Below are 24,348 nucleotides of genomic sequence, written 5' to 3'. Positions count from 1 at the left end.
GGGTGGCGGCGCGCTCAGAGCTGTTTCATCAGCACGAGCGATTTGCGCTGCCAGTTATAGAGGCGGCGGCGGTCTTCGGGCAGGTCGTCGACCGTTGCCTTGACGAAGCCGCGCTTCAGGAACCAGTGTTCGGTGCGCGTGGTGAGCACAAAAATGCGCGTGAGGCCGCGTGCCCGTGCACGCTGCTCGATGCGGCGCAAGAGGCGTTCGCCGTCGCCGGAGCCCTGTGCTTCGGGCGAGACCGTGAGGCACGCCATTTCGCCGATGCGCTCCTGCGAGTACGCATAAAGCGCCGCGCAGCCGAACAGCACGCCATCGTGCTCGATCACCGAGAAGTGGTCGATGTCGCGCTCGATTTGGTGACGCCCGCGCCGCACGAGTGTGCCGTCGGATTCGAGCGGCTCGATCAGCGTGAGAATGCCGCCGACGTCGTCAGGCGTGGCTTCGCGCAGGCTTTCCAGATTCTCGTAAGAGATCATGGTGCCCACGCCGTCGTGCAGGAACAGTTCGAGCAGCAAGCCGCCGTCGAGCGCGTAGGGAATGATGTGCGCGCGGCCCACGCCGCCGCGGCAGGCGCGAATGGAGTGCTTCAGGTAGAAGCCCTCGTCGCCGAGCACGGTGCCGCCTTCCTGCAGCTTGTAGGCGTCGTCGAGCGACATTTCACGGATCAGCTCGCCTTCCTCGTCGATCAGGCCCTGCGTTTCCGTGAGGAAAATGATCTTGTCGGCGCGCAGCGCGATGGCCGCCGCCGAGGCGACGTCTTCCATCGACAGATTGAACGCCTCGCCCGTGGGCGAAAAACCGAGCGGCGAGAGCAGCACGAGCTTGCGGCTCGCGAGCGAGTGGCGGATCGAATCGGCGTCGATCTTGCGCACCACGCCCGTATGCTGGAAGTCCACGCCGTCGAGAATGCCGACCGGCCGTGCCGTGACGAAGTTGCCCGACACCACGCTGATGTGCGCGTGCGCCATCGGCGTGTTCGGCAGCCCCTGGCTGATTGCGGCCTCGATGTCGAGACGCACTTCACCGGCCGCTTCCTTCGCCGATTCGAGCGCGCGGGCATTGGTGATGCGCATGCCGTGCGAGAACTCGGACTCGACGCCGTGCAGGCTCATCTGCTCTTCGACCTGCGGGCGCGAGCCGTGCACGAGCACGATCTGGATGCCCATGGCCTGCAGCAGCGCGATGTCGGCGACGAGCGCGTTGAGCAGGTTCTGGTGCACGACCTCGCCGCCGAAACCGACGACGAACGTCTTGCCCTGGAACGCGTGGATGTAGGGCGCGACCGAACGCATCCAGTCGACGAACTGCGCGTGCTGCGCCATGATCTGCGAGTCGGAATCCGCAGCGGCGGCGGAGGCCGGCGCGCTGGCGGTGGCGGGGACGAGGTCGGTTTGGGAATTCATGCCCGGGATTATAATGCGCCCCCATGTCGAATGTACCCAAAAGACCTGCCTCGGCGCAGGGCAGCAACACCCCGGCCGGGAAGGAAACGGCGCAGGACGGCGCGAAAGCGAAAAGCGCGTCGCAGAAGTATGGCGACGGGCAAAAGCTCGCGTCGACGGACAAGCTTGCCGCGCTGATGGGCGGCGGCGCGCTGGGCGGCGCGCGCGTGCAGGACAAGCGTGCGGAGCAGACGCAACCGCAACCGCAGACGCAGACGCAACCACAGCCTCAACAGCAGACGCCGCCGCACGCGGAGCAGCGCCCGGATCAACGCCCTGAGCAGCGAAGCGAAACGAAAGCCGCGCCGCCGTCACAATCGCCATCGCGAGGCGAACCGCGCACGGAGCGCAGCGCCGCGCAGCCGGCCAGGCCGCGCGAGGCGCGCGACGATCGACGCCCGGCGCAGCGAAACGCGCCGCGAGATCGCTCCAACGAATCGCGCGAGGCGCGCGCCGAGGCGCCGCGCAATCAACCGCCGCGCGCGCAGCAGCCTCCGAAGCAGGCGCAAGTGCAGAACCCACCGAATCCGCAGCGACCCGCAAAGCCGAAATCCGAACACGCGCCGCGCGCCGGCAACGAAGGCGAGCATGAACGTCCGCCGCGCGCCGAACGCCAGGAGCGTCCGCCGCGTGCATCACGCACGAACGTCGAGCCGAACAAGGTTCCGCCCATCACGTTCCCCGAAGCGCTGCCGGTCTCCGGCCGCCGCGAAGAAATCGCGCGTGCGATCGCGCAGAATCAGGTCGTGATCGTGAGCGGCGAAACGGGCTCGGGCAAGACCACGCAGTTGCCGAAGATCGCGCTCGCGCTGGGCCGCGGCCTCGGCGCGGGCGGCACGGGTTTGATCGGTCATACGCAGCCGCGCCGGATCGCGGCTTCGGCCACGGCGCGGCGCATCGCCGACGAACTCAATACCCCGTTCGGCGAAGTGGTCGGCTACAAGGTGCGCTTCACCGACAATCTCTCGCCGGGCGCTTCGGTCAAGCTCATGACCGACGGCATTCTGCTCGCGGAGACGCAAACCGATCCGCTGCTCAAGGCCTACGACACGATCATCATCGACGAGGCGCACGAGCGCAGCCTGAACATCGACTTCCTGCTCGGCTATCTGAAGGAGATTCTGCCGCGCCGGCCCGACCTCAAGCTGATCGTGACGTCGGCGACCATCGACGCCGATCGCTTCGCGCGCCACTTCGGCAGCGAGGAGCAGCCCGCGCCCGTGATCGAGGTGAGCGGGCGGCTGTATCCCGTCGAGGTGCGCTATCGCCCGGTGCAGGAAGACAGCCCGGCGGTGAAGGCCGCGCAGGGCACGACCGGCCGTGAAAAAGGCGCGAAGTCGCAACGCGACACCGACCGCGACCTGATGGAAGCCATCGTCGATGCCGTCGACGAACTCTGCCGCGAAGGCTCCGGCGACGTGCTCGTGTTCCTGCCCGGCGAGCGCGAGATTCGCGACGCCGCGCAAGCGCTGCGCAAGCATCATCCGCCGCACACGGAAATCCTGCCGCTGTTCGCGCGGCTGTCCGCACAGGAGCAGGAGCGTGTCTTCAAGCCGTCGAACGCGCGCCGCATCGTGCTCGCGACCAATGTGGCCGAAACGTCGCTCACGGTGCCGGGTATCCGCTACGTGGTCGATACGGGCCTCGCGCGCGTGAAGCGCTATTCGTATCGCAACAAGGTCGAGCAGTTGCAGATCGAGTCGATTGCGCAGGCGGCGGCGAACCAGCGCGCGGGCCGTTGCGGGCGCGTCGCGGACGGCATCTGCATCCGGCTCTATGAGGAAGCGGATTTCATCGCGCGGCCGCGCTTTTCCGATCCGGAAATCCTGCGCTCGTCGCTCGCCGCCGTGATTCTGCGCATGAAGTCGCTGCATCTCACGGCGATCGAGACGTTCCCGTTCATCGAGCCGCCGCCGGGCCGCGCGATCGCCGACGGCTACCAGCTGCTCAATGAACTCGGCGCCGTGGACGACGACAACGCGCTCACGCCGCTCGGCCGCGAACTCGCGCGCCTGCCGCTCGATCCGCGCGTGGGCCGCATGATTCTCGGCGCACGCGACGAGCAGGCGCTGCGCGAAGTGCTGATCATCGCGAGCGCGCTTTCGGTGCAGGATCCGCGCGACCGGCCGATCGAAGCGCAGGAGCAGGCGGACCAGGCGCATCGCCGTTTTGCCGACGAGCGCTCCGAGTTTCTCCAGTGGCTCAAGATCTGGGCCTGGTTCGAAGAGGCCGTTGCGCACAAGAAGTCCAACCGGCAGCTGCTCGATGCGTGCCGCGCGAATTTCCTGTCCCACTTGCGTCTGCGCGAATGGCGCGACGTGCATTCGCAATTGCTGACGGTGGTGCGCGAGCATGGCTGGCGCATCAACGAATCGGATGCGACCTACGAGCAGATCCATCACGCGCTGCTCACGGGCCTGCTCGGCAATATCGGCCTGAAGGCCGACGACGAGCCGCATTACCTCGGCGCGCGCGGCATCAAGTTCCATCTGTGGCCGGGCTCGGCGCTCGTGAAGAAGGCGGGGCGCTGGGTGGTGGCCGCGGAACTCGTCGAGACGAGCCGCCTCTACACGCGCTGCATCGCGAAGATCGAACCCGAGTGGCTCGAGAAGGTCGGCGCGCATCTGCTGAAGACGTCGCTCTCCGAGCCGCATTGGGAAAAACGCGCGGCGCAGGTGAGCGCGTTCGAGCGTGGCGTGCTGTATGGCCTGCCGGTCTATCAACGCCGGCGCGTGGCGTTCGGCAGGCAGGACCCGGCGCGTGCGCGCGAACTCTTCATTCGCGGCGCGCTCGTGGAAGGCGAATTCGACACGAAGCTCGTGTTCTTCGCGCACAACCGCAAGCTGCTCGCCGATATCGAGCAACTGGAACACAAGTCGCGCCGCCAGGACGTGCTGGTCGACGATGAGCTGATCTACGGCTTCTACGATCAGGCGATTCCCGAAGGCATTTACTCGGGCGCGTCGTTCGAGCGCTGGTATCGCGACGAGGTGAGGAAGGGCGGCGAGCCCGAGGACAAGCTGCGTCTGTTGTACCTCTCTCGCGACGACCTGATGCGCCACGAGGCGGCGGGCGTGACGACCGAACTGTTCCCGAAGCGCATGACGATGTCGGGCGTGGCGATGGCGCTCACGTATCACTTCGAGCCGGGCTCGCCGCGCGACGGCGTGACGCTCGCGGTGCCGCTCTACGCGCTCAACCAGGTCGATGCGCGCCGCTGCGAATGGCTCGTGCCGGGCATGCTCAAGGAGAAGGCGCAACTGCTGCTGAAGTCGCTGCCGCAGAAGCTGCGCCGCCACTGCGTGCCGCTGCCCGAATACGCGGCCGGCTTCGCGGAGCGCGTGGGCGGCGAGCGCTTCGGCGCGGGCGGCCTGCTGGACGCGCTGATCGCCGACGTGCGCGAGCAAAAGCAGATCGCCCTGAAGTCAGCCGACTTCAAGCTGGAGACGCTGCCCGCGCACCTCTTCATGAACTTCAAGGTGATCGACGAGCACGGTCGCCAGCTCGCGATGGGCCGCAACCTCGCGCAGCTGCGCGCCGAGCTCGGCGCGCAGGCGCAGCAGCAATTCCAGAAGCTCGCGAGCGCGACGGCGCTCGCGGCGCTGGAAACGCACGCGCAGGGCGGTGAGGCACCGCAGAACGCTCAGATCGGGCGCGATGCGACCGGCAACGCGCCGCAGAAGAGCAATGCGCCGCACACGGCCTCGCCGGGCGACGCCGCGCCTGCCACGGCGCTCTACGAAAACCTCACGACGTGGAATTTCGGCAAGCTGCCCGAGCTGCTGGAAATCCGCCGCGGCGGACAGACGCTGTTCGGCTATCCGGCGCTCGTCGATCGCGGCACGCATTGCGACGTCGAAGTGTTCGATTCGCCGGAGGAGGCCGCGCGCATCCATCGCGCCGGGCTGCGCCGGCTCTTCGCGCTGCAGCTGCGCGAGCCGATCCGCTACCTGGAGAAGAACCTGCCGGGTCTGCGCGAGATGGCGATGCAGTTCATGGCGCGCGCCACGCAGGAGGAACTGCGCGACCAGCTGGTCGAACTCGCGCTCGACCGCGCCTGCCTGCAAGACCCGCTGCCCGACGACGACGCGAGTTTCCACGCACGCAAGGACGAAGGCCGCGGACGTCTCTCGCTGCTCGCGCAGGAAATCGCGCGTCTGGTGGGGCAGATCCTTGCCGAATATGCGTCGCTGGCGAAGAAGCTCGTGCAGGCCAAGGCCTTCGGCGCGCCAGCCGCGGACATGCAGGCGCAGGTCGACGCGCTCATCAGCAAGCGCTTCATTCTGGAGACGCCCTATGCGCAGCTCGTGCATTTCCCGCGCTATCTGAAGGGCGTCGCGCTGCGCATCGACAAGCTGCGCGCCGACCCCGCGCGCGACGCGCGCCAGGCCGCCGAATTCCAGCCGCTCGCGCAGCAGTATCAGCGTGCGCTCTCGCAGCGCGGCGGCGTGTTCGATCCGCGTCTCTCCGAATTCCGCTGGCTGCTCGAAGAGCTGCGCATCTCGCTCTTCGCGCAGGAATTGCGCACGCCGATGCCGGTCTCGGTCAAGCGTCTCCACAAGGTATGGGAATCAATGCAGCGATAAAGCGCATTGCGGGCCATAACAGTGGTTCGAATGGTTCGAAAAAGGGGCGCTTGATTGCGCCCCTTGCATATTTCAAGGGCCCTACGTCAACCTTGCGTGCAGGTAGACGTTCTACAATCACGAATCTGCCCGGGAACGATTCTTCATGCCGAACAACAACACTTTTAGCCGCGTCGCCTCCAAGGCCGCAATGTTTGCGCTCGCCTGCGCAGCGACGGTTGCCACCTTCGCCTCCACGGCCGCTTACGCGAACAACATCATCGTCCTGAATTCGGGCGAAGCTACGCTGAGCCTCATCGACGACAAGACGCACGAAGTCGTCGGCACCGTGCCCACGGGCAAGGAACCGCATCACCTCTTTCCCACGCCGGACAACACCTCGCTGATCGTCGCGAACTCGGTGTCGAACAACCTCCTGTTCGTCGATCCGAAAACCGGCAAGCCGCAGCGCTGGGTCGAAAACGTCGAAGACCCCTACCAGCTCGGCTTCTCGCCCGACCGCAAGTGGTTCGTGACCACGGGCCTGCGCCTCGACCGCCTCGACATCTACAACTACGCGGGCGGCAGCAACATCACGCTCGCCAAGCGCCTGCCGCTCTCGGCCATGCCGAGCCACCTGGCGTTCACGAACGACAGCCGCACCGTGTTCGTTTCGCTGCAGGTGTCGGGCGAAATCGCCGCGGTCGATCTGCCGACGCAGAAGGTGCTCTGGAAGATGAAGGTCGGCGCCGCGCCGGCTGGCCTGTGGCTCACGCCTGGCGACAAGTACCTGCTGATCGGCATGACGGGCGCCGACTACGTGGCGGTGGTGGACTGGCGCAACCAGAAGATCGTCAAGACGATCCAGGTGGGCAAGGCCGCGCACAACTTCCGCTCGCTCGTCGACGGCCACCACGTGCTGGTGTCGAGCCGCGTGGCGAACGTCATCAGCATCATCGACGAGGACACGCTCGAAAAGACCGGCGAGATCAGCGGCCTGATGCCCGGCCCCGACGACATGGAGTTGACCGCCGACAAGCGCTACCTGTGGGTGACGTTCCGTTTCGCGAAGCACATCGGCCTCATCGACATGCAAACGAGGAAGCTCATCAAGACCATCGCCGTGGGCCGCTCGCCGCATGGCATCTACTTCTACGATCGCGCGCCCGTCACGGCGCCGAACGGGGCTTAAGGCAGCGGGGGGCGCGCATGGATATGGTGGCGTCGCTGCTGGCCGTCGTCGCGCACGCTGGGCAGTCCGTAGTCGCGTCGGCAGACGACCTCGTCTCCTGGCTGCAAACGCTCCTCTACATCGACGTCATTCAGCCGCTGCTCTTCCGCATCGGCATGATGAACGTGGACGAAGACACCTACGACGCGCTGTACTGGGTGATCGTGGGCCTGCTCGAAGTGGGCCTGATGTACGCGCTGCTGCGCCCGCTCGAAGCGCTCGTGCCTGCGGAGAAGTGGCGCGACCGCAAGGGCGTGGGCGTCGATGCGCTCTACACGTGGATCACGCGCCTCGGCATTCTGAACCTGCTGTTCTTCTTCACGATGCAGCCGTTCTTCGACCGTGCGCAGGGCGCGCTGCGGCTCATGGGCGTGAAGACGGTCGACCTCGACAATCTCTGGCCGGGCGTGACCACGCAGCCGCTCGTGGCGTTCGCGATCTACCTCGTGGTGCTCGACTTCTTCAGCTACTGGTATCACCGGCTTTCGCATCGGTACGGCGTCTGGTGGGAGCTGCACGCCGTGCATCACAGCCAGCGCAAGATGTCGCTCTGGTGCGATGACCGCAACCACCTGCTCGACGTGATCGGCCAGTCGTGCATGTTCGCCGCCGTGGCGCTCGTCGTCGGCGTGCCGCCCGCGCAATTCGTGGTGCTCGTCGCGCTCACGAACTTCGTGCAGAGCGTGCAGCATGCCAATATTCGCGTGCATTTCGGCTGGCTCGGCGAGCGGCTGCTGGTGAGCCCGCGCTTTCACCGCCGCCATCACGCCATCGGCTATGGCCACGAAGGCACCCACTATGGCTGCAACTTCGGCGTGCTGTTCCCCTGGTGGGACATGCTGTTCGGCAGCGCGTCGTTCAATCGCGAGATCGAGCCCACGGGCATTCGCGACCAGCTCGAAGGCGTGAGCTATGGCGAGGGCTTCTGGGCGCAGCAGGGTTATGCGTTCGGCCGCATCGCGCGGCGCCTGCGTTCGCGCGCCCACGCCGCCACCGCCGCGCCGGCCGAGGCGCGCGACGACGCCACCGTGACCTGAGCGCCGCCACGGCCCTTGCACTTCCTCGCACCCGTCTTACCCGCCATGCGCGCGGTGGTTTATGCTGTCGGCTTGGTCGCACCGATTTCGCCGACACCGTGTTCTCCACCCGTTCTTTTCGCCGTATTCCGCTCGCATGAATGACCTGTTGCGCTCGTTCGGACGCGCGCTCGCGAGCGTGTTCCATCCCGCCATGCTGCTGCTCACCTTCGTGCCATTTCTCGTGGCGGCGGCGGTGTGGGGCGCCGTGCTTTATGTGTTCTGGCAGCCGCTGCTCGACCTGATGCGCGGCGCGCTCGCGAACTGGTCGTCGACGGCCTACCTCTATCATCTGTTCGACGCGCTCGGTTTCGGCTGGCTGCGCGCGACGATCGCGCCGTTTCTGGTCATCATCCTGACGATTCCGCTCATCGTGATTACGGTGCTGCTGCTGATCGTCGCGATTTCGATGCCGCGCGTGATCGGCCATCTGTCGAAGCGCCAGTATGGGATGCTCGAGATGCGGCACGGCGGCAGTTGGTACGGCAGCCTGTTCTATTCGCTCGTCACCACCCTGGTCTGCCTGATCGTGATGATCGTGACGCTGCCGCTGTGGCTCATTCCGCCGTTCTTCGCGCTGATTCCGCCGCTGTTGTGGGGCTGGCTCACGTATCGGGTGATGACCTACGATGCGCTCGCGCTGCACGCAACCGTCGAAGAGCGCCGCACGCTGGTGCGCAGCCACCGGCTGCCGCTGCTCGTGATCGGCGTGGTGAGCGGACTGCTCGGCTCGCTGCCCACGGCCATCTGGGCCGTGTCCGCGTGGCTGCTGCTGTTCTTCCCGGTGCTGGCGGCGGTGACCATCTGGATCTATGCGTTCATTCTGGTGTTCACGGCGCTCTGGTTCGGGCACTACTGCCTGCGGGCGCTGCAGCGCATGCGTGCCCACGATGTGCAGCAGGCGTCCGGCGACGTGACGATCGTGCACTAACGCTCAATCATCAAGACAATCCAACGAGGCGGCCCATGGCATTTGGCGTCATCATCATCGGCGACGAGATTCTCTCGGGGCGCCGCTCCGACAAGCATCTGCCCAAGGTCATCGAACTGCTAGGCGCGCGCGGCCTCTCGCTCGAGTGGGCCCAGTACGTGGGCGACGACCCCGAGCGCATCACCGAGACGCTGCGGCGCTCGTTCGCTTCGGGCGACATCGTGTTCTCGACGGGCGGCATCGGCGCGACGCCGGACGACCACACGCGCCAGTGCGCGGCGGCGGCGCTGGGCGTGCCGCTCGCGTTGCACCCTGACGCCGAGGTGGCGATCCGCGAGCGCATCCGTGACATGCACACGGGCGCCGATCCCGTGAACTACCAGTCGCCCGAGAATCTGCACCGCTTCCAGATGGGCACGTTCCCGCAGGGCTGCGAGATCATCCCGAACGGCTACAACAAGATTCCGGGCTTTTCGATTCGCGATCATTACTTCGTGCCCGGTTTCCCCGTGATGGCCTGGCCGATGATCGAGTGGGTGCTCGACACGAAGTACGCGCATCTGCATCACCAGACGCCGCACGCCGAGAAGTCGCTGCTCGTGTTCGAGCTGCCGGAGTCGACGCTCACGCCGCTCATGGAGCGCATCGAGCGCGATTTTCCGGGCGTGCGGGTGTTCAGCCTGCCGAGCGTGGGCGATACGGAGCGCGGCGGCATTTATGCGCGCCGGCACATCGATCTGGGCGTGAAGGGCGAGCCCGAGGCCGTGGCGGCCGCCTTCGTGAAGCTGCGCGAAGGCGTGCACGAACTGGGCGGCGATGTGGTCGAGCCGACGGCGCCGGGCGACGGGTCGCCCGATCGCGAGCGCCGCAGCGGGCCGCGCGCCGGTTTTTGATTCAGCGAGTGAAGGGGCGCCGCGTGCGGCGGTAGGGCTGGCGGCGCATCATCTGCATGTCACACGCGGCGCTCAGAGTGGCCCGTTGGGTTGGAGCGGGGCGTTTTCAGGGTGTCAGGCGCCGATCCACGGCAGGCCCCGGAAGCACCAGCCGGTGACGGTCTTGCGATGCCCCTGGCCGTCCTTCTCGCCTTCGAAGCCTTCGAGCAGGTCATAGGCCTTCGTGAAGCCGGCCTTGGCGGCCTCGATGGCGGCGAGCTTGGAGCGCGCGGCGCTGCGGCACAGGAACAGCACTGGCGCGTCGGCTTCCACGGCGCTCTTGAGCTGGGTGAGGAACTCGGCGTTGGGCACGCCGCCCGGATAGCGGGTCCATTCGACATGCGAATACTGGCCGTCGCCCACGACGGGACGGCCGACCCAGTCGAGTTCGGCGCGTGTGCGCACGTCGACGAGGCGCGCACGCGGGTCGAGCTGCAGAAGCTCGAATGCCTCTGCGGGCGACACCGCGCCCGCGTAGGGCAGCTGGTTCTCGACGCGGCGTTTCTCGGCCTGGGCGTACAACTGTTCGAGCGTACTCATGACAACGGATCTCCTGTTTCGCGTTGGACCAAAAAACCATTCTAGCGCGTGGGGACGGAGCGGGCAGGACGATCCCGGCACTGTGAAACCGGGCGCAAGCGATGCTCTGCGCGGTACAAAGGGCGGGACGCATTGAAATGGTGCATGCGAGGTGTTTTGCACCATAATGAAGAGAGATTCGCGCGCCAAATTCGGGATTGCACGAATTTGGTGCCGATGAGCCGCCACGCTGGCGGCTCCATAAAAGCGCGGCGCACGATTTTTGACTCCAAGTGTGTGTCGCGAAAGGGATTTGCGCCACGTTGGCGCATGCATGGCACGGAAGCTGCTTTATACGTCTCGATCGATTCGCAGCCGGCCAACCGGGGTCAGCAGGACAGACCCGGGACGGAGGCGGCCGGCGGGGGATCAACAAGATTGGGACGGCGGCAGCGTTCGCCGAAATCGTTAATCAGGAGAATAGGTTATGAGTAAATCCGTGGCCGACGTCATGCAACTCGTCAAGGACGAAGACGTCAAGTTTGTCGACTTCCGCTTCACGGACACGCGCGGCAAGGAGCAGCACGTTTCGGTTCCGCTGTCGGCATTCGACGAAGACAAGTTCGAGTCGGGTCATGCGTTTGACGGTTCGTCGATCGCCGGCTGGAAGGGCATCGAAGCCTCGGACATGCTGCTCGTGCCGGACCCGAACACGGCCTTCATCGACCCGTTCTACGAAGAATCGACGCTCGTGCTGACCTGCGACGTGGTCGAGCCGGCCGACGGCAAGGGCTACGAGCGCGACCCGCGTTCGCTCGCCAAGCGCGCTGAAGCGTACCTGAAGAGCACGGGCCTCGGCGACACCGCCTTCTTCGGTCCGGAGCCGGAATTCTTCATTTTCGATTCGGTCCAGTGGAACACGGATCAGTCGGGCTGCTTCGTGAAGATCGGCTCGGATGAAGCACCGTGGTCGTCGGGCCGCGAAATCGAAGGCGGCAACACGGGTCACCGTCCGGGCACGAAGGGCGGCTACTTCCCGGTCGCACCGGTCGACACGTTCCAGGACATCCGCTCGGAAATGTGCCTGCTGCTCGAGCAGATCGGCATTCCGGTCGAAGTGCACCACCACGAAGTGGCGGGCCAGGGCCAGAACGAAATCGGCACGAAGTTCTCGACGCTGGTTCAGCGCGCGGACTGGACGCAGCAGCTGAAGTACATCGTCCACAACGTCGCGCACACGTACGGCAAGACGGCGACGTTCATGCCGAAGCCGGTCGTCGGCGACAACGGTTCGGGCATGCACGTTCACCAGTCGATCTGGAAGGACGGCCAGAACCTGTTCGCGGGGAACGGCTACGCCGGTCTGTCGGAATTCGCGCTGTTCTACATCGGCGGCATCATCAAGCACGCTCGCGCGCTGAACGCCATCACGAACCCGGGTACGAACTCGTACAAGCGTCTCGTGCCGCACTTCGAAGCGCCGGTCAAGCTCGCTTACTCGGCACGCAACCGTTCGGCATCGATCCGTATTCCGCACGTGTCGAACCCGAAGGGCCGCCGTATCGAAACGCGCTTCCCGGATCCGCTCGCCAACCCGTACCTGTGCTTCTCGGCACTGATGATGGCAGGTCTGGACGGCGTGCAGAACAAGATCCACCCGGGCGAAGCCGCCGACAAGAACCTGTACGACCTGCCGCCGGAAGAGGATGCAAAGATCCCGACCGTTTGCGCCGGCCTCGACCAGGCTCTCGAAGCGCTCGACAAGGATCGCGAGTTCCTGACGCGCGGTGGCGTGTTCACCGACGGCATGATCGACGCGTACCTCGCGCTGAAGGAAAGCGAACTGCAACGCGTGCGTATGACCACGCACCCGGTCGAATTCGAACTGTACTACTCGCTGTAATTGGCGATGGCGCTTCGCTGCCTGCTACACAGCGAAGCGCCGGTTCAGTGTCTTCGACTCGCAGGACGCGTGCGCGTTGGGTCTCCAAGGGACGGCGGTGCCGTCCCTTTTTCGTTGGGACGCCTTGTCGCTCGTCGACGAGGCGTATCGACCCGCTTGTTGACCAGCGTATTGACCAGAATTAACGACCAGGACCGTTGCTGGCGCGCCGTATGGCGGCCGGCCTGAAACATGGTGCTCAAGAATCTGATCAGGGCAAGAAAGGGCCACGCCGAACCGCTCTCCGACGACGCGCCGCTCGTCGAGTCGGGCCTGTTGCCCGGCTTCGAGGCGCTGCCTACGGTCGTGCTCGTGCTCGACAAGCGCACACTGCGCGTGGCCTTCGCGAATCCTTCGGCGGAGGCGATGCTCGATCTCTCGCGCCGTCAGCTCGCGCAGATGGCGTGGTCCGATCTCTTCTCGAACGCGGACGAACTGCTCTCGACGATCGCGTCGATCGCCGAGCATCGCTTTCACGCGACGCGGCTCGACGCTTCGCTGGAACGCCCCGGACGCGAACCGCTGAACGTGCATGTGGTCGTGGGCTTTCTCGAAAGCACACCCGATTACGTGCTGCTCGAACTCTTCGAGAACGAGCGGCATCTGCGCAGCGACCGCGAGGAGCGCATTCACGACCTCACGGCCGTGAACAAGCATCTGATCCGCAATCTCGCGCACGAGATCAAGAATCCGCTCGGCGGTATTCGCGGCGCGGCGCAGTTGCTCGAATTCGAACTCGGCGTGCTGGAGCGCGACGAGCTGCGCGAGTACACGCAGGTGATCATCAAGGAGTCGGACCGCCTGCAGACGCTCGTCGACCGGCTGCTGGAGCCGCACCGGCATCCGCATATCGTCGGCGACGTGAATATTCACGAAGTGTGCGAGCGCGTGCGCGCCGTGATCCTTGCGGAATTCCCGCGCGGCCTCACCATCGAGCGCGACTACGACGTGAGCGTGCCCGACCTGCGCGGCGACAAGGAGCAGTTGATCCAGGCACTGCTGAACATCGTGCGCAATGCGGCGCAGGCGCTGCGCGAACGCATTTCGCAGGGCGACGCGCGCATTGAATTGCGCACGCGCATCGCGCGCAAGGTCACGATTTCCAAACGCCTGTGCAAGCTGGCATTGGACTTGCATATCACTGACAACGGACCCGGCATTCCCGAGGATATTCGCGACCGCATCTTCTATCCGCTCGTCTCCGGACGCGAGGATGGCAGCGGTCTCGGCCTCACGCTCGCGCAGACGTTCGTCCAGCAGCACGACGGACTCATCGAAGTGGATAGCCGGCCGGGTCACACCGAGTTTCAGATCTTGCTGCCGCTCGATAGTTGAATCCGTTGCATCGATAGCCAAGCCTGAATTTAGATTTACCGATACCGCACGCCACCAGGACTTCTGACCGATCTTATGAAGCCGATCTGGATAGTAGACGACGACCAATCGATACGCTGGGTGCTCGAAAAGGCCCTTGCCCGCGAAAACTTCGCCACCCGCAGCTTTTCGAACGTGCGCGAAGCCGCGAGCGCGCTCGATCACGACAGCCCGCAGGTGCTCGTCTCCGACATCCGCATGCCGGGCGGCTCGGGCCTCGAGCTGCTGCAAACCGTGCGTGAGCGTGTGCCGGGCTTGCCCGTCATCATCATGACGGCGTTCTCCGACCTCGACAGCGCAGTTGCCGCGTTTCAGGGCGGCGCGTTCGAGTATCTCGCCAAGCCGTTCGACGTCGACAAGGCCGTCGAGCTGATTCGCCGCGCCGTGGACGAAAGCATGCGCGGCGAGCAGCAGTGGGACGAGCGTCCCGCCGAAGCGCCCGAGATGCTCGGCCAGGCGCCGGCCATGCAGGACATGTTCCGCGCCATCGGCCGGCTTTCGCATTCGGCCGCGACCGTGCTCATCACCGGCGAGTCTGGCACCGGAAAGGAGCTTGTCGCGCGCGCCTTGCACCGACATAGCCCACGCGCGAACGGTCCGTTCATTGCGCTGAACACCGCGGCGATCCCGAAGGATCTTCTGGAATCCGAACTGTTCGGCCATGAGCGCGGCGCGTTCACGGGCGCGCAGGCCATGCGCCAGGGCCGCTTCGAGCAGGCCGAGAACGGCACGCTGTTCCTCGACGAAATCGGCGATATGCCGTTCGATCTGCAAACGCGCCTCTTGCGTGTGCTCTCCGATGGGCAGTTCTACCGCGTGGGCGGGCACAACCCGCTGCGCGCGAACGTGCGCGTGATCGCCGCGACGCACCAGAACCTCGAAACGCGCGTGCGCCAGGGGCTGTTCCGCGAGGACCTGTATCACCGGCTCAACGTGATTCGGCTGCGTTTGCCTGCGCTGCGCGAACGCAGCGAGGACATTCCGCTGCTCACGCGCCACTTCCTCCAGAAAAGCGCGCGCGAGCTGGGCGTCGAGCCCAAGCGCGTGTCGGACGAGGCGCTGGCGTGGATGTCGTCGCTGCCGTTTCCCGGCAATGTGCGCCAGCTCGAGAATCTCGCGAACTGGCTCACCGTGATGGCGCCCGCGCAAACCATCGAGATCAAGGATCTGCCGCCTGACCTCGTGCCTGCGCACGGCTCGGCGGGTTCGGTGGTGCATCTCGCCGATGCTTCGGCCGCTTCCGAAGCGGGCGCGGGGACCAATGGCGCGGGCGGCGTATCGCCGGTTGGGGGCGCCTTGGCCGGCGCGGGCTTGCCCGGCGCGATCGGCGGCGTCCCGGGCGGCGTGGTGTTCGGCACGCCGGCGTTCGGCGCGGCCAACGGCGTTGCTGCCGCGGTCTCGCCGCTGAGCGTGTGGGAGAGCGGTCTGCGCACGGAAGTCGCGCGTCTGTTGCGCGAAAACAGCGCCGACGTCATGGACGAACTCTCGCGGCGCTTCGAAGCCGCCGTGATCCGCGAGGCGCTCGACTTTACGCGCGGGCGCAAGGTCGAGGCGGCCGAGCGTCTTGGCATCGGCCGCAACACCATCACGCGCAAGATCCAGGAACTCAATCTGGAATGAGCGCGGATTAGCATGGGGCACCGGGCCGGCCTCGCGCCACGCGAGCCGGCCCGGCGCGCAGTCCATCGGCACGCACACAGGGCATAATCGACGCTGTTTTCCTGTCGACGACCGATCATGCCCGTGACTTCTCCCTGGCCCACCGAGGCCGATCCGTTCCTTTCGCTCGAATCGCTCGACGACCCCGCCGTCATGGTCTGGGTCGAATCGCAGAACGCGCGCACGCGCGCCGCGTGGCACGGTGGTGCGCGCTTCGAGGCGCTCGAAAAGCGCCTTGCGCAGGCCTATTTGCCGCGCGAGCGGCCCGTGATCCCGAGCCGCTGGCAGGAGTGGGCCTACGACCTGTGGGAGGACGAGGACAATCCCAAGGGCCTGTGGCGCCGCGCGCTCTGGGCCGACTGGCGCGCCCACAAGCCGCAGTGGCAAACGCTGATCGACTTCGACGCGCTCGGCGCGAAAGAGGGTAAGCCATGGGTGTGCGCGGGCATCGACATCCTCTACCCGGACGGCGACCGCGCGCTGATCCAGCTTTCCGACGGCGGCTCCGACGCGGTCATCGTGCGCGAGTTCGACATCGTGAAGCGCGATTTCCTCGGCGATGGCTTCGCCATCGCGAAGGAAGGCAAGCACATCATTTCGTGGATCGATCGCGATACCGTGTACCTGGGTTGGGACGCGGGCGGCAAGATCGGCAAGAAGATGCTCACGCGCTCGGGCTATCCGCGCGAGGTGCGCCGCTGGACCCGCGGCACCGCGCTCGCCGACGCGCCCGTGGTGTTCAGCGGCGAGTTCGACGACATCAGCGTGGAAGGCGACTACGATCCGGTCGAGAAGCGCCACGACGTGGTGCGCAGCGTCGACTTCTTCGATTCATACACCTATCGTCTCGACGAGCGCGGCGACTGGCAGGTGTACGACGTGCCCACGCATGTCTCGGTGGGCGCCTGGCATGGCTGGCTGCTGCTCGAGCCGCGGCTCGACTGGAGCGTTGCGGGCGTGACGTACATGGGCGGCGCGTTGCTCGCGATCCGCGAAGACGCGTTCCTCTCGGGCGAGCGCGCGTTCACGCCGCTCTTCACGCCCACGCCGGTTACGTCGGCGTGCGACTGGACCAATACGCTCAACGTCCTGATCGTCTCCTGGCTCGACGATGTCGAGAGCCGCACGATGCTGTGGCAACCGCAGCAGGAAGATGGCGCATGGCGCTGGGAGTCGCGCGTGTTTCCTGCGCGTGCGAGCTCGCAGGTGGATGTCTCGCCCATTGAAGACACGCTCAACGACGAGGTTTTCGTCGACGTCGACGATTATCTGCTGCCGCCCGAATACTGGCTCGCCGATCTCGCGCAAACCGATCTCCAGCAGTGGGAATTGCTCGACCGCTGGCCCACGCAGTTCGACTCCGGCCCGCTCACGGTCATCCGCTCGCACGCGCGCTCGGCGGATGGCACGAGCGTCCCGTTCACCGTGATCGGCCCGAAGGCCGTGCTCGAAGGCGAGTCGCGCAAGGCGTCGCCGTGCCTGCTCACGGGCTACGGCGGCTTCGCAATCGCGCTCACGCCGCAATATCTCGTGGGCTCGGGCATCGGCTGGCTGGAGCAGGGCGGCGTGGTGGCGATCGCGCACATTCGCGGCGGCGGCGAGTACGGCACCGCCTGGCACGTCGAGGCGCAGCGCGAGCATCGCCAGCGCTCGTTCGACGACTTCATCGCGGTGGCCGAGCAGTTGATCGCCGATGGTTACACGAGCGCCGCGCAACTGGGCATCAAGGGCGGCAGCAATGGCGGGCTGCTGGTGGGCGCCTGCATGGTGCAGCGCCCTGAGCTGTTCGGCGCCGTGGTGTGCGAGGTTCCGTTGCTCGACATGCAGCGTTACCCGCTGCTGCATGCGGGCGCGTCATGGATCGACGAATATGGCGATCCTGAGGATTCCGAAGAATCGGGCGCGCTGGCCGCCTATTCGCCTTACCACCATGTGAAGCCAGGCGTCGTGTATCCGCCGTCGCTGTTCACGACTTCGACGAGCGACGATCGCGTACATCCCTCGCACGCTCGCAAGATGGTCGCGCGCATGGCGAAGCAGGGGCACGCGAATGTCTGGTATCTGGAGAACACCGAAGGCGGTCACGGCCCCGGCAGCGATTCGCTCGAGCGCGCGGAGTATGACGCGCTCGTCTATCGCTTTCTGTGGACCACGCTCGCGGGGAACTGGTAAGGCGCGCGTTCAGCCGGCAATGTCGAGCGTGGCGATCACCGGCGTGTGGTCGGACGGCTGTTCCCACTTGCGCGGCACCTTGTCGACTTCGCACGCGGTGAGGTGCCCGGCAAGCGCGGGCGAGAGCAGGATATGGTCGATGCGCAAGCCCGCGTTGCGGCGAAACGCGAACATGCGATAGTCCCACCACGTGAAGAGCTTTTCGGGCTGTTCGAACTGGCGGAACGCATCGACGAAACCCAGTTCGATCAGCCGGCGAAACTGCGCGCGCTCTTCGGGAGAGACGAGGTTCTGGCCTTCCCAGGCCTTCGGATCGTGCACGTCGCGGTCTTCGGGCGCGATGTTGTAGTCGCCGAGCAGCGCAAGCTTCGGGTAGCGCTGCATCTCCTGCGCGAGCCAGTCGTGCATGGCGTCGAGCCATTGCAGCTTGTACGCGAACTTTTCCGTGCCGGGCGCCTGGCCGTTGGGGAAGTACGCGCTCACGATACGCACATCGCCGATCGTGGCGGCGATCACGCGCTGCTGCGGGTCTTCGAAGCCCGGAATGTTGCGCACAACGGTGGCTTCGTCGACGAACAGGCCTTCGCGCACGAGAATGCCCACGCCGTTATAGGTCTTCTGGCCCGCAAACCAGCTGCGATAGCCGTGCGCCTCGAGATCGGCGCGCGGAAACTTGTCGTCGGTGAGCTTGAGTTCCTGCAGGCAGAGCACGTCGGTCTTGCTCTCGTTGAGCCAGTCGATGACGTGCTGCAGACGGACCTTGAGGGAGTTGACGTTCCACGTTGCGATTTTCATGTGAGGCTCGATAGGGTGACGGTGTGCGTTCGGTGCACTTCGCCGCCATTATCGCCTGCTTCGCAGAGCGGGCAACTGTTGCCTCACCATTGCTCCAGCCACGGCCGCAGATCGAGTTCGTGTGTCCACGCATCGCGCGGCTGCTGGTGCAGCGTCCAGTAGGCGTCGGCGATGTGCTCGGGGTTCAGGATGCCGTCGCGTTCCTTGAGCTTGTAACGCTCGGGAAAATTCTCGCGGATGAACTCGGTGTCGATCGCGCCATCGACGATGATCTGCCCGACGTGAATGCCCTGCGGTCCGAGTTCGCGCGCCATCGACTGGGCGAGGGCGCGCAGCGCGTGCTTCGCGCCCGCGAACGCCGCGAAGCCCTCGCGCCCGCGCAGGCTCGCGGTCGCGCCCGTGAAGAAGATCGAACCGCGCTCGCGCGGCAGCATGACTTTTGCGGCTTCGCGGCCCATCAGAAACCCGGCGAAGCAGGCCATTTCCCAGACCTTGTGATAGACGCGCGCCGTGGTTTCGGTAATGCCGAAGCGCACGTTCGCGCCGATATTGAAGATCGCCACCTCGATGGGCGCGATGCGCGTTTCGATCTCCGCGAAGAGCGCGATCATGTCCTCTTCCTTGCGCGCATCCGAGCCGAAGGCGTGCGCTTCGCCGCCCTCGGCTTCGATCTGCGCGACGAGCGGCGCGAGCTTGTCGGCATTACGGCGCGTCACGCAGGCAATGTAGCCCTCGCGTGCGAAGCGGCGCGCGATGGCGCCTCCGGTGGCGTCGCCTGCGCCGATTACCAGTACGGCTTTCTTTTGCGTCATGGTGTTTGTCTCACTGTCGATTACAGCGGCCCGGTTTCAGGTATCTTAGGACGTCGGCGCGCCCGGGCAAAGGTGCGCGCATTCACATAAGGGAGACACGATGGCTGACATCAAGGTGCAGTTTCTGTTCGACTTCGGTAGTCCTAACGCTTACCTGTGCCACAAGGTGATCGGCGGCATCGAAGCGCGCCAGCAGGTGCGTTTCGAGTATGTGCCGATCCTGCTCGGCGGCCTCTTCAAGCTGAGCGGCAATCGCTCGCCGGCCGAGGCGTTCGCGGACATCGAGAACAAACGCAAGTTCATGATGCTCGAGATGCGGCGCTTCATCGGGCGGCATGGGCTGAGCGCCTATCGGCACAATCCGCACTTCCCGGTGAACACGTTGCAGATCATGCGCGGCGCCATTGCGGCGCAGCGCAACGGCACGTTCGAGCGCTACGTGGACCGCATGTTCGCGCACATGTGGGAAGAGGGCCTCAAGATGGACGACCCCGCCGTGATCCGCGCGGCGCTCGAGGCGGACGGCCTCGACGCCACGGCATTCGAAACGGCGATTCAGGACGCCGATGTGAAGGCCGCGCTGCTTGCGAACACGCAGTCGGCGTTCGAGCGCGGCGCGTTCGGCTCGCCGACGTTCTTCGTCGGCGACGAAATGTACTTCGGCAAGGATCAACTGCGCGACGTCGAAGAGGAAATCGCGCGCGTGAAGTCGCACGCATAAAACGCGGCGCTGCAGCACGAGGCGAGGCGGGCGCGGCATGATCGCTCCCGCCTCGCGCCGCGCATCAGAGCGCGGCTTGTTCCACCGTTTGTTCCTCGGCTTGCGGCGCGGCGACCACGCCCAGACGCACGCGCGCCGCCTCGTATTCGCGCTGCAAACGCGCGACGAGTTCAGCCGCAGGCACGACGCTCTTCACCGCGCCGATGCCCTGGCCCGAGCCCCAAATGTCCTTCCACGGCTTCACGCGCGTCGAGCCGAAATTCATCGCCGACGGATCCGACTGCGGCAGCGCTTCCGGATCGAGGCCGCTCGCCACGATGCTCTGGCGCAGATAGTTGCCGTGCACGCCCGTGAAGAGATTCGAGTAGACGATATCGCCCGCGCCGCCTTCGACGATCATTTGCTTGTAGGCGTCGACGGCATTCGCTTCGTGCGTGGCGATGAACGCCGAGCCGATATAGGCGAGATCGGCGCCCGCCGCCTGCGCCGCGAGAATTGCGTTGCCGTTGCCGATCGCGCCCGACAGCAGCAGCGGGCCGTCGAACCATTCGCGAATCTCGTGGATGAGGGCGAACGGCGAGAGCGTGCCCGCGTGGCCGCCCGCACCGGCGGCCACGGCGATGAGGCCGTCCGCGCCTTTCTCGATGGCCTTCTTCGCGAACGTGTTGTTGATGACGTCGTGCAGCACGATGCCGCCCCATGCGTGGATCGCGTGGTTGACCTCTTCGCGCGCGCCGAGCGACGTGATGACGATCGGCACCTTGTATTGGGCGCACACACCAAGGTCGTGCTCGAGGCGGTCGTTCGACTTGTGGACGATCTGGTTGACGGCGAACGGCGCCGCCGGGGCGTCCGGATGCTTCGCGTTGTACTCGGCGAGCTCGGTGGTGATGCGGTCGAGCCATTCACCGAGCATGTGCTCGGGGCGCGCGTTGAGTGCGGGGAACGAACCGACGACGCCTGCCTTGCACTGGGCGATCACGAGATCGGGATTCGAAATGATGAAGAGGGGCGAGCCGACGACGGGAATCGACAGGCCGCGGCGCAGCACGGCGGGCAGGGACATCCATATCTCCTGGATTGGGGCGGCCGCCGGGTGCGGCTGCCGTCGCGTGATTCGATGCGCCGGCGTACGCGCCGGCTGGCAGGCTCAAACATAGCAAAGTCGCCGAAACTATGCAACCAGTTGCATAGTGGGAAAATTCGGTCCGCAACAGATCCGGTATCGGGCGGGGCGTGGTTTAGAATCGCCGCATGTCGACGCCGCATGCCATCCTCATCGCCTTGCTGGAAAAGCCTTCATCGGGCTACGACCTCGCGCGCCGCTTCGATCGCGCGATCGGCTATTTCTGGCACGCCACCCATCAGCAGATCTATCGCGAACTGGGCCGCATGGTCGACGCGGGGTGGGTCTCGGTCATCGAAGACGAGACGGCCGCCGCGTCGCGCAAGAAGGTGTACTGCGTGTTGCCGGTCGGGCGGGATGAAGTGGCGCGCTGGGTGCGCGAGACCGCGCTCGACCTCGACTCGCGCAACGTGTTTCTGCTCAAGCTGCGTGCCGATGCCGTGATCGGGCCGCTCGGCCTCGCCGAGGAACTCGCGCGGCTCATCGAAGAAAATCGTGCGCGGCTCGCGACCTATCGGGAGATCGAGCAGCGCGATTTTGGCGCGGCATCGCTCACGCGCGGGCAGCAGTTGCAGTACGCGATCCTCAAGGCGGGCATCCATACGCAGGAGATGTGGCTTGCGTGGGCGGAAGAGGTGCGCACGCTGGTGGAACCCCCGCAGGCACAGTGAAATGTGCCAGGTTGTCCGAAGTAATTATCGCGTTGCGATTACCTGCCCGACGGTGTCCGAACGAGCGACGTTTCAATCGTGTGAAAAAGCCTCTTGACGGAGTGATTGAGGCACCCTATAATTCTTTTCTCTGACGGACGCGGGGTGGAGCAGTCTGGCAGCTCGTCGGGCTCATAACCCGAAGGTCGTAGGTTCAAATCCTACCCCCGCAACCAAACGTCTTAAGCAACAAGGCCTCGTGCCAAACAATGAACCCGCTCTGAGCGGGTTTTTTGTTTTCTGCGGCTTGAAGCTGCAACGAGCGCCATCGCTAGGCACCTGCCTCGCTTCCAATCGCCCAATCCACCGCGGCCTGCGCGTGCAACGCGGTCGTGTCGCACACCGGCAGTGCCGAGTCGTTCTGTCCAATCAGCAGCGTGATTTCCGTGCAGCCGAGAATGACCGCCTGCGCGCCGCGTGCCGCGAGGTCTTCGATCACGCGCTGATACACGCGCCGCGACTGCGCATCCACGTTGCCGTGACACAGCTCGTCGTAGATGATCCGGTGCACGTCCGCGCGATCGTGTTCGTTCGGCACGATTGCTTCGATGCCGTGCGCCTCGCGCAATCGCCCCACATAGAAGTCCTGTTCCATCGTGTAGCGCGTGCCGAGCAGGCCCGCTCGCGTGAAGCCCGCGGCGCGCAACGCCTGGCCGGTCGGGTCCGCGATATGCAGGAAGGGGATCGAGATCGTCGCCTCGATCGCCGCGCGCACGCGGTGCATCGTGTTCGTCGCGAGCAGCACGATCTCGGCGCCGCCGCGTTCGAGCTGCTGCGCGGCCTCGGCCATCTGCACGCCCAGCGCGTCCCAGTCGCCCGCGCGCTGGAGCGCTTCGACCTGCGCGAAGTCCACGGTCACCATCAGGCTGCGCGCGTTGTGATGGCCGCCCAGACGCGCCTTCGCGTGGCGGTTCAGCAGCCGGTAATACTCGGCCGACGATTCCCAGCTCATCCCCCCAATCACGCCGATCGTCTTCATCGATTCGTTCCTCGCTCTCGTGGCCTGTTCAGTCCGCACGAGTATAGGCCCGCGCAGCCAGCAGTCCAGAGACGGTCTGGCCGATCCGAAGCGGTACGGGAGCCGATAAAGGGCGCGGACACTTGTCTTGAAAATAGTACTGTGTTTTTGTACAGTATCGAGACCGTGAACTCGCCTTCCTCCGACCTCGCGCCGCCGGCTGCGCCCGCCCCGGGGCGCTCCGCCGCCGCACTTATCGCCGCCGCTCGCAAGATCATCCATTGCGACTGCGACTGCTTCTATGCGTCGGTCGAAATGCGCGACGACCCCTCGCTGCGCGGCCGTCCGCTCGCCGTGGGCGGCCGGCCCGACCAGCGCGGCGTGATCGCCACCTGCAACTACGAGGCGCGGCGCTTCGGCATACATTCGGCGATGTCGTCGGCGCTCGCCATGCGCAAGTGTCCCGAGCTGCTGATCCTGCCCACGGCGATGGAGAAGTACCGCATTGCCTCGCGCGCGATCATGGCGATCTACCGCGACTACACGCCCGACGTCGAACCGCTCTCGCTCGACGAAGCCTATCTCGACGTCACGCGCGCCTCGCGCTGCAAGGGCAGCGCCACGCTGATCGCCGAGGAAATACGCGCGCGCGTGCGCGAAACCGTGGGCGTGACGGTATCGGCGGGCGTCGCGCCCAACAAGTTCATCGCCAAGATCGCCTCGGACTGGAACAAGCCCGATGGCCTCTTCGTCGTGCGTCCGCCTGAAGTCGATGCCTTCGTCGCCGCGCTGCCCGTGCGCAAGATCCACGGCGTCGGCAAGGTCACGGCGGCGAAGCTCGAAAACCTCGGGCTCACCACCTGCGCGCAACTGCGCACGTGGTCGCTGTTCGATCTGCATCGGCATTTCGGCGTCTTCGGCAAGCGGCTCTACGAACTCGCGCGCGGCCTGGATGACCGGCCCGTGCGCGCCGATCAGGAGCGCAAGTCGGTGAGCGTCGAAACGACCTATGTGAACGACCTGCTCACGCTCGAAGCGTGCAGCGAGGAGCTCGAGCGGCTTGCGGTGCAGCTCGACGCGCGCATCGAACGCGCGGCTTGCGCGCACGCGGTGCGCAAGCTCTTCGTGAAGATCCGTTTCGCCGACTTCCAGCGTACGACGGTCGAGTGTGTGGCCGACGCCACCGATGTGCGCACACTGCTACTAATGCTCGAAAAAGGGCTCGCGCGGCGCAAGCTGGCGGTGCGACTGCTCGGCGTGGGCGTGCGGCTCGAAGAGGACAACCCGGCGTTGCGCGGGCAGTTCGCACTCTTCGACGACGATCCCGCGGAAGACGACGGCCCGATCGCGCCCGTCTGACGCCTGCGCGTAGAGGCGGGC

At 65.7% G+C, this 24,348-nt stretch carries 18 protein-coding genes and 1 tRNA gene; 13 read left to right on the top strand and 6 right to left on the bottom strand.

Translation table 11 applies throughout. The annotated features are described in order from the left end of the window. Positions 1 to 14 precede the first annotated feature (14 nt). The gene (argA, locus tag AB4Y42_RS05385) at positions 15 to 1,406 is read right to left on the bottom strand and encodes an amino-acid N-acetyltransferase (RefSeq protein ID WP_368693568.1); all 1,392 of its coding nucleotides are present in this window, start codon (positions 1,404 to 1,406) and stop codon (positions 15 to 17) included. Between the two features lie 23 nt (positions 1,407 to 1,429). On the opposite strand from argA, the gene hrpA reads away from it, so the two are divergent. The 5 genes from hrpA (at position 1,430) to AB4Y42_RS05360 (ending at position 10,141) form a co-directional block, all read left to right on the top strand. After that, on the top strand, positions 1,430 to 6,031 hold the full coding sequence (gene hrpA / locus AB4Y42_RS05380) for an ATP-dependent RNA helicase HrpA (RefSeq protein ID WP_368693567.1): 4,602 nt from the start codon (positions 1,430 to 1,432) through the stop codon (positions 6,029 to 6,031). Positions 6,032 to 6,176: 145 nt separating this feature from the next. Further along, positions 6,177 to 7,202, top strand: coding sequence for a beta-propeller fold lactonase family protein (locus tag AB4Y42_RS05375; RefSeq protein ID WP_368693566.1), 1,026 nt, complete (start codon positions 6,177 to 6,179; stop codon positions 7,200 to 7,202). Between the two features lie 17 nt (positions 7,203 to 7,219). After that, positions 7,220 to 8,278 carry a sterol desaturase family protein gene (locus tag AB4Y42_RS05370; protein ID WP_368686239.1) on the top strand — a complete coding sequence of 353 codons (1,059 nt, stop codon included), beginning with the start codon at positions 7,220 to 7,222 and terminating at the stop codon, positions 8,276 to 8,278. Between the two features lie 136 nt (positions 8,279 to 8,414). Continuing rightward, complete coding sequence (locus AB4Y42_RS05365; RefSeq protein ID WP_368686238.1) at positions 8,415 to 9,248, top strand: EI24 domain-containing protein; 834 nt, start codon at positions 8,415 to 8,417, stop codon at positions 9,246 to 9,248. A 35-nt stretch (positions 9,249 to 9,283) separates the two neighbouring features. Next, positions 9,284 to 10,141 carry a competence/damage-inducible protein A gene (locus AB4Y42_RS05360; protein ID WP_368686237.1) on the top strand — a complete coding sequence of 286 codons (858 nt, stop codon included), beginning with the start codon at positions 9,284 to 9,286 and terminating at the stop codon, positions 10,139 to 10,141. Between the two features lie 114 nt (positions 10,142 to 10,255). On the opposite strand, the gene AB4Y42_RS05355 is transcribed toward AB4Y42_RS05360, so the two are convergent. Beyond that, positions 10,256 to 10,720: a rhodanese-like domain-containing protein gene (locus AB4Y42_RS05355; RefSeq protein ID WP_368686236.1), complete on the bottom strand. Its 465-nt coding sequence runs from the start codon at positions 10,718 to 10,720 to the stop codon at positions 10,256 to 10,258. A 466-nt stretch (positions 10,721 to 11,186) separates the two neighbouring features. Here AB4Y42_RS05355 and glnA point away from each other — a divergent pair, with 466 nt between their 5' ends. From glnA to AB4Y42_RS05335, 4 genes are all read left to right on the top strand, one after another. Continuing rightward, positions 11,187 to 12,602 (top strand): type I glutamate--ammonia ligase, encoded by a 1,416-nt coding sequence (glnA, locus tag AB4Y42_RS05350; protein WP_042264808.1) that lies wholly within the window; start codon positions 11,187 to 11,189, stop codon positions 12,600 to 12,602. 231 nt (positions 12,603 to 12,833) lie between these two features. Then, positions 12,834 to 13,976 (top strand): nitrogen regulation protein NR(II), encoded by a 1,143-nt coding sequence (gene glnL / locus AB4Y42_RS05345; protein ID WP_368693565.1) that lies wholly within the window; start codon positions 12,834 to 12,836, stop codon positions 13,974 to 13,976. Between the two features lie 75 nt (positions 13,977 to 14,051). Continuing rightward, entirely contained in the window at positions 14,052 to 15,635 is a 1,584-nt protein-coding gene (gene ntrC, locus AB4Y42_RS05340; RefSeq protein WP_368686234.1) for a nitrogen regulation protein NR(I), read from the top strand. Positions 15,636 to 15,752: 117 nt separating this feature from the next. Further along, positions 15,753 to 17,846 (top strand): prolyl oligopeptidase family protein, encoded by a 2,094-nt coding sequence (locus AB4Y42_RS05335; RefSeq protein WP_368693564.1) that lies wholly within the window; start codon positions 15,753 to 15,755, stop codon positions 17,844 to 17,846. A 9-nt stretch (positions 17,847 to 17,855) separates the two neighbouring features. On the opposite strand, the gene xth is transcribed toward AB4Y42_RS05335, so the two are convergent. Together xth and AB4Y42_RS05325 are read right to left on the bottom strand one after the other, a co-directional pair. Then, on the bottom strand, positions 17,856 to 18,641 hold the full coding sequence (gene xth, locus AB4Y42_RS05330; RefSeq protein ID WP_368686232.1) for an exodeoxyribonuclease III: 786 nt from the start codon (positions 18,639 to 18,641) through the stop codon (positions 17,856 to 17,858). A gap of 83 nt (positions 18,642 to 18,724) precedes the next feature. Beyond that, positions 18,725 to 19,453 (bottom strand): SDR family oxidoreductase, encoded by a 729-nt coding sequence (locus AB4Y42_RS05325; RefSeq protein ID WP_324149559.1) that lies wholly within the window; start codon positions 19,451 to 19,453, stop codon positions 18,725 to 18,727. A 100-nt stretch (positions 19,454 to 19,553) separates the two neighbouring features. Between AB4Y42_RS05325 and AB4Y42_RS05320 the strand changes: the two genes are divergently transcribed. Next, a complete protein-coding gene (locus tag AB4Y42_RS05320; RefSeq protein WP_368686231.1) occupies positions 19,554 to 20,174 on the top strand; it encodes a 2-hydroxychromene-2-carboxylate isomerase in 621 nt (206 codons plus the stop codon). Between the two features lie 64 nt (positions 20,175 to 20,238). Here AB4Y42_RS05320 and AB4Y42_RS05315 read toward each other — a convergent pair whose 3' ends face one another. Beyond that, positions 20,239 to 21,240: an NAD(P)H-dependent flavin oxidoreductase gene (locus AB4Y42_RS05315; RefSeq protein ID WP_368693563.1), complete on the bottom strand. Its 1,002-nt coding sequence runs from the start codon at positions 21,238 to 21,240 to the stop codon at positions 20,239 to 20,241. A 188-nt stretch (positions 21,241 to 21,428) separates the two neighbouring features. Here AB4Y42_RS05315 and AB4Y42_RS05310 point away from each other — a divergent pair, with 188 nt between their 5' ends. After that, positions 21,429 to 21,971, top strand: coding sequence for a PadR family transcriptional regulator (locus tag AB4Y42_RS05310; RefSeq protein ID WP_368686229.1), 543 nt, complete (start codon positions 21,429 to 21,431; stop codon positions 21,969 to 21,971). 138 nt (positions 21,972 to 22,109) lie between these two features. Continuing rightward, positions 22,110 to 22,186, top strand: a tRNA-Met gene (locus tag AB4Y42_RS05305). 95 nt (positions 22,187 to 22,281) lie between these two features. On the opposite strand, the gene AB4Y42_RS05300 is transcribed toward AB4Y42_RS05305, so the two are convergent. Next, a complete protein-coding gene (locus AB4Y42_RS05300; RefSeq protein WP_368693562.1) occupies positions 22,282 to 22,989 on the bottom strand; it encodes an aspartate/glutamate racemase family protein in 708 nt (235 codons plus the stop codon). 165 nt (positions 22,990 to 23,154) lie between these two features. On the opposite strand from AB4Y42_RS05300, the gene dinB reads away from it, so the two are divergent. Beyond that, positions 23,155 to 24,327, top strand: coding sequence for a DNA polymerase IV (gene dinB / locus AB4Y42_RS05295; protein WP_368693561.1), 1,173 nt, complete (start codon positions 23,155 to 23,157; stop codon positions 24,325 to 24,327). The last annotated feature ends 21 nt before the right edge of the window (positions 24,328 to 24,348 follow it).

It is taken from the genome of Paraburkholderia sp. EG286B (assembly GCF_040965655.1).
Lineage (GTDB): Bacteria > Pseudomonadota > Gammaproteobacteria > Burkholderiales > Burkholderiaceae > Paraburkholderia.
Note: the sequence above shows the minus strand (reverse complement) of the source record. Positions and strands in the feature narration are given on the sequence as shown.

Excerpts from the sequence above, each read along its gene's own strand:
- argA (WP_368693568.1), bottom strand. The coding sequence starts at position 1,406 with ATGAATTCCCAAACCGACCTCGTCCCCGCCACCGCCAGCGCGCCGGCC.
- hrpA (WP_368693567.1), top strand. The coding sequence starts at position 1,430 with ATGTCGAATGTACCCAAAAGACCTGCCTCGGCGCAGGGCAGCAACACC.
- AB4Y42_RS05375 (WP_368693566.1), top strand. The coding sequence starts at position 6,177 with ATGCCGAACAACAACACTTTTAGCCGCGTCGCCTCCAAGGCCGCAATG.
- AB4Y42_RS05370 (WP_368686239.1), top strand. The coding sequence starts at position 7,220 with ATGGATATGGTGGCGTCGCTGCTGGCCGTCGTCGCGCACGCTGGGCAG.
- AB4Y42_RS05365 (WP_368686238.1), top strand. The coding sequence starts at position 8,415 with ATGAATGACCTGTTGCGCTCGTTCGGACGCGCGCTCGCGAGCGTGTTC.
- AB4Y42_RS05360 (WP_368686237.1), top strand. The coding sequence starts at position 9,284 with ATGGCATTTGGCGTCATCATCATCGGCGACGAGATTCTCTCGGGGCGC.
- AB4Y42_RS05355 (WP_368686236.1), bottom strand. The coding sequence starts at position 10,720 with ATGAGTACGCTCGAACAGTTGTACGCCCAGGCCGAGAAACGCCGCGTC.
- glnA (WP_042264808.1), top strand. The coding sequence starts at position 11,187 with ATGAGTAAATCCGTGGCCGACGTCATGCAACTCGTCAAGGACGAAGAC.
- glnL (WP_368693565.1), top strand. The coding sequence starts at position 12,834 with ATGGTGCTCAAGAATCTGATCAGGGCAAGAAAGGGCCACGCCGAACCG.
- ntrC (WP_368686234.1), top strand. The coding sequence starts at position 14,052 with ATGAAGCCGATCTGGATAGTAGACGACGACCAATCGATACGCTGGGTG.
- AB4Y42_RS05335 (WP_368693564.1), top strand. The coding sequence starts at position 15,753 with ATGCCCGTGACTTCTCCCTGGCCCACCGAGGCCGATCCGTTCCTTTCG.
- xth (WP_368686232.1), bottom strand. The coding sequence starts at position 18,641 with ATGAAAATCGCAACGTGGAACGTCAACTCCCTCAAGGTCCGTCTGCAG.
- AB4Y42_RS05325 (WP_324149559.1), bottom strand. The coding sequence starts at position 19,453 with ATGACGCAAAAGAAAGCCGTACTGGTAATCGGCGCAGGCGACGCCACC.
- AB4Y42_RS05320 (WP_368686231.1), top strand. The coding sequence starts at position 19,554 with ATGGCTGACATCAAGGTGCAGTTTCTGTTCGACTTCGGTAGTCCTAAC.
- AB4Y42_RS05315 (WP_368693563.1), bottom strand. The coding sequence starts at position 21,240 with ATGTCCCTGCCCGCCGTGCTGCGCCGCGGCCTGTCGATTCCCGTCGTC.
- AB4Y42_RS05310 (WP_368686229.1), top strand. The coding sequence starts at position 21,429 with ATGTCGACGCCGCATGCCATCCTCATCGCCTTGCTGGAAAAGCCTTCA.
- AB4Y42_RS05300 (WP_368693562.1), bottom strand. The coding sequence starts at position 22,989 with ATGAAGACGATCGGCGTGATTGGGGGGATGAGCTGGGAATCGTCGGCC.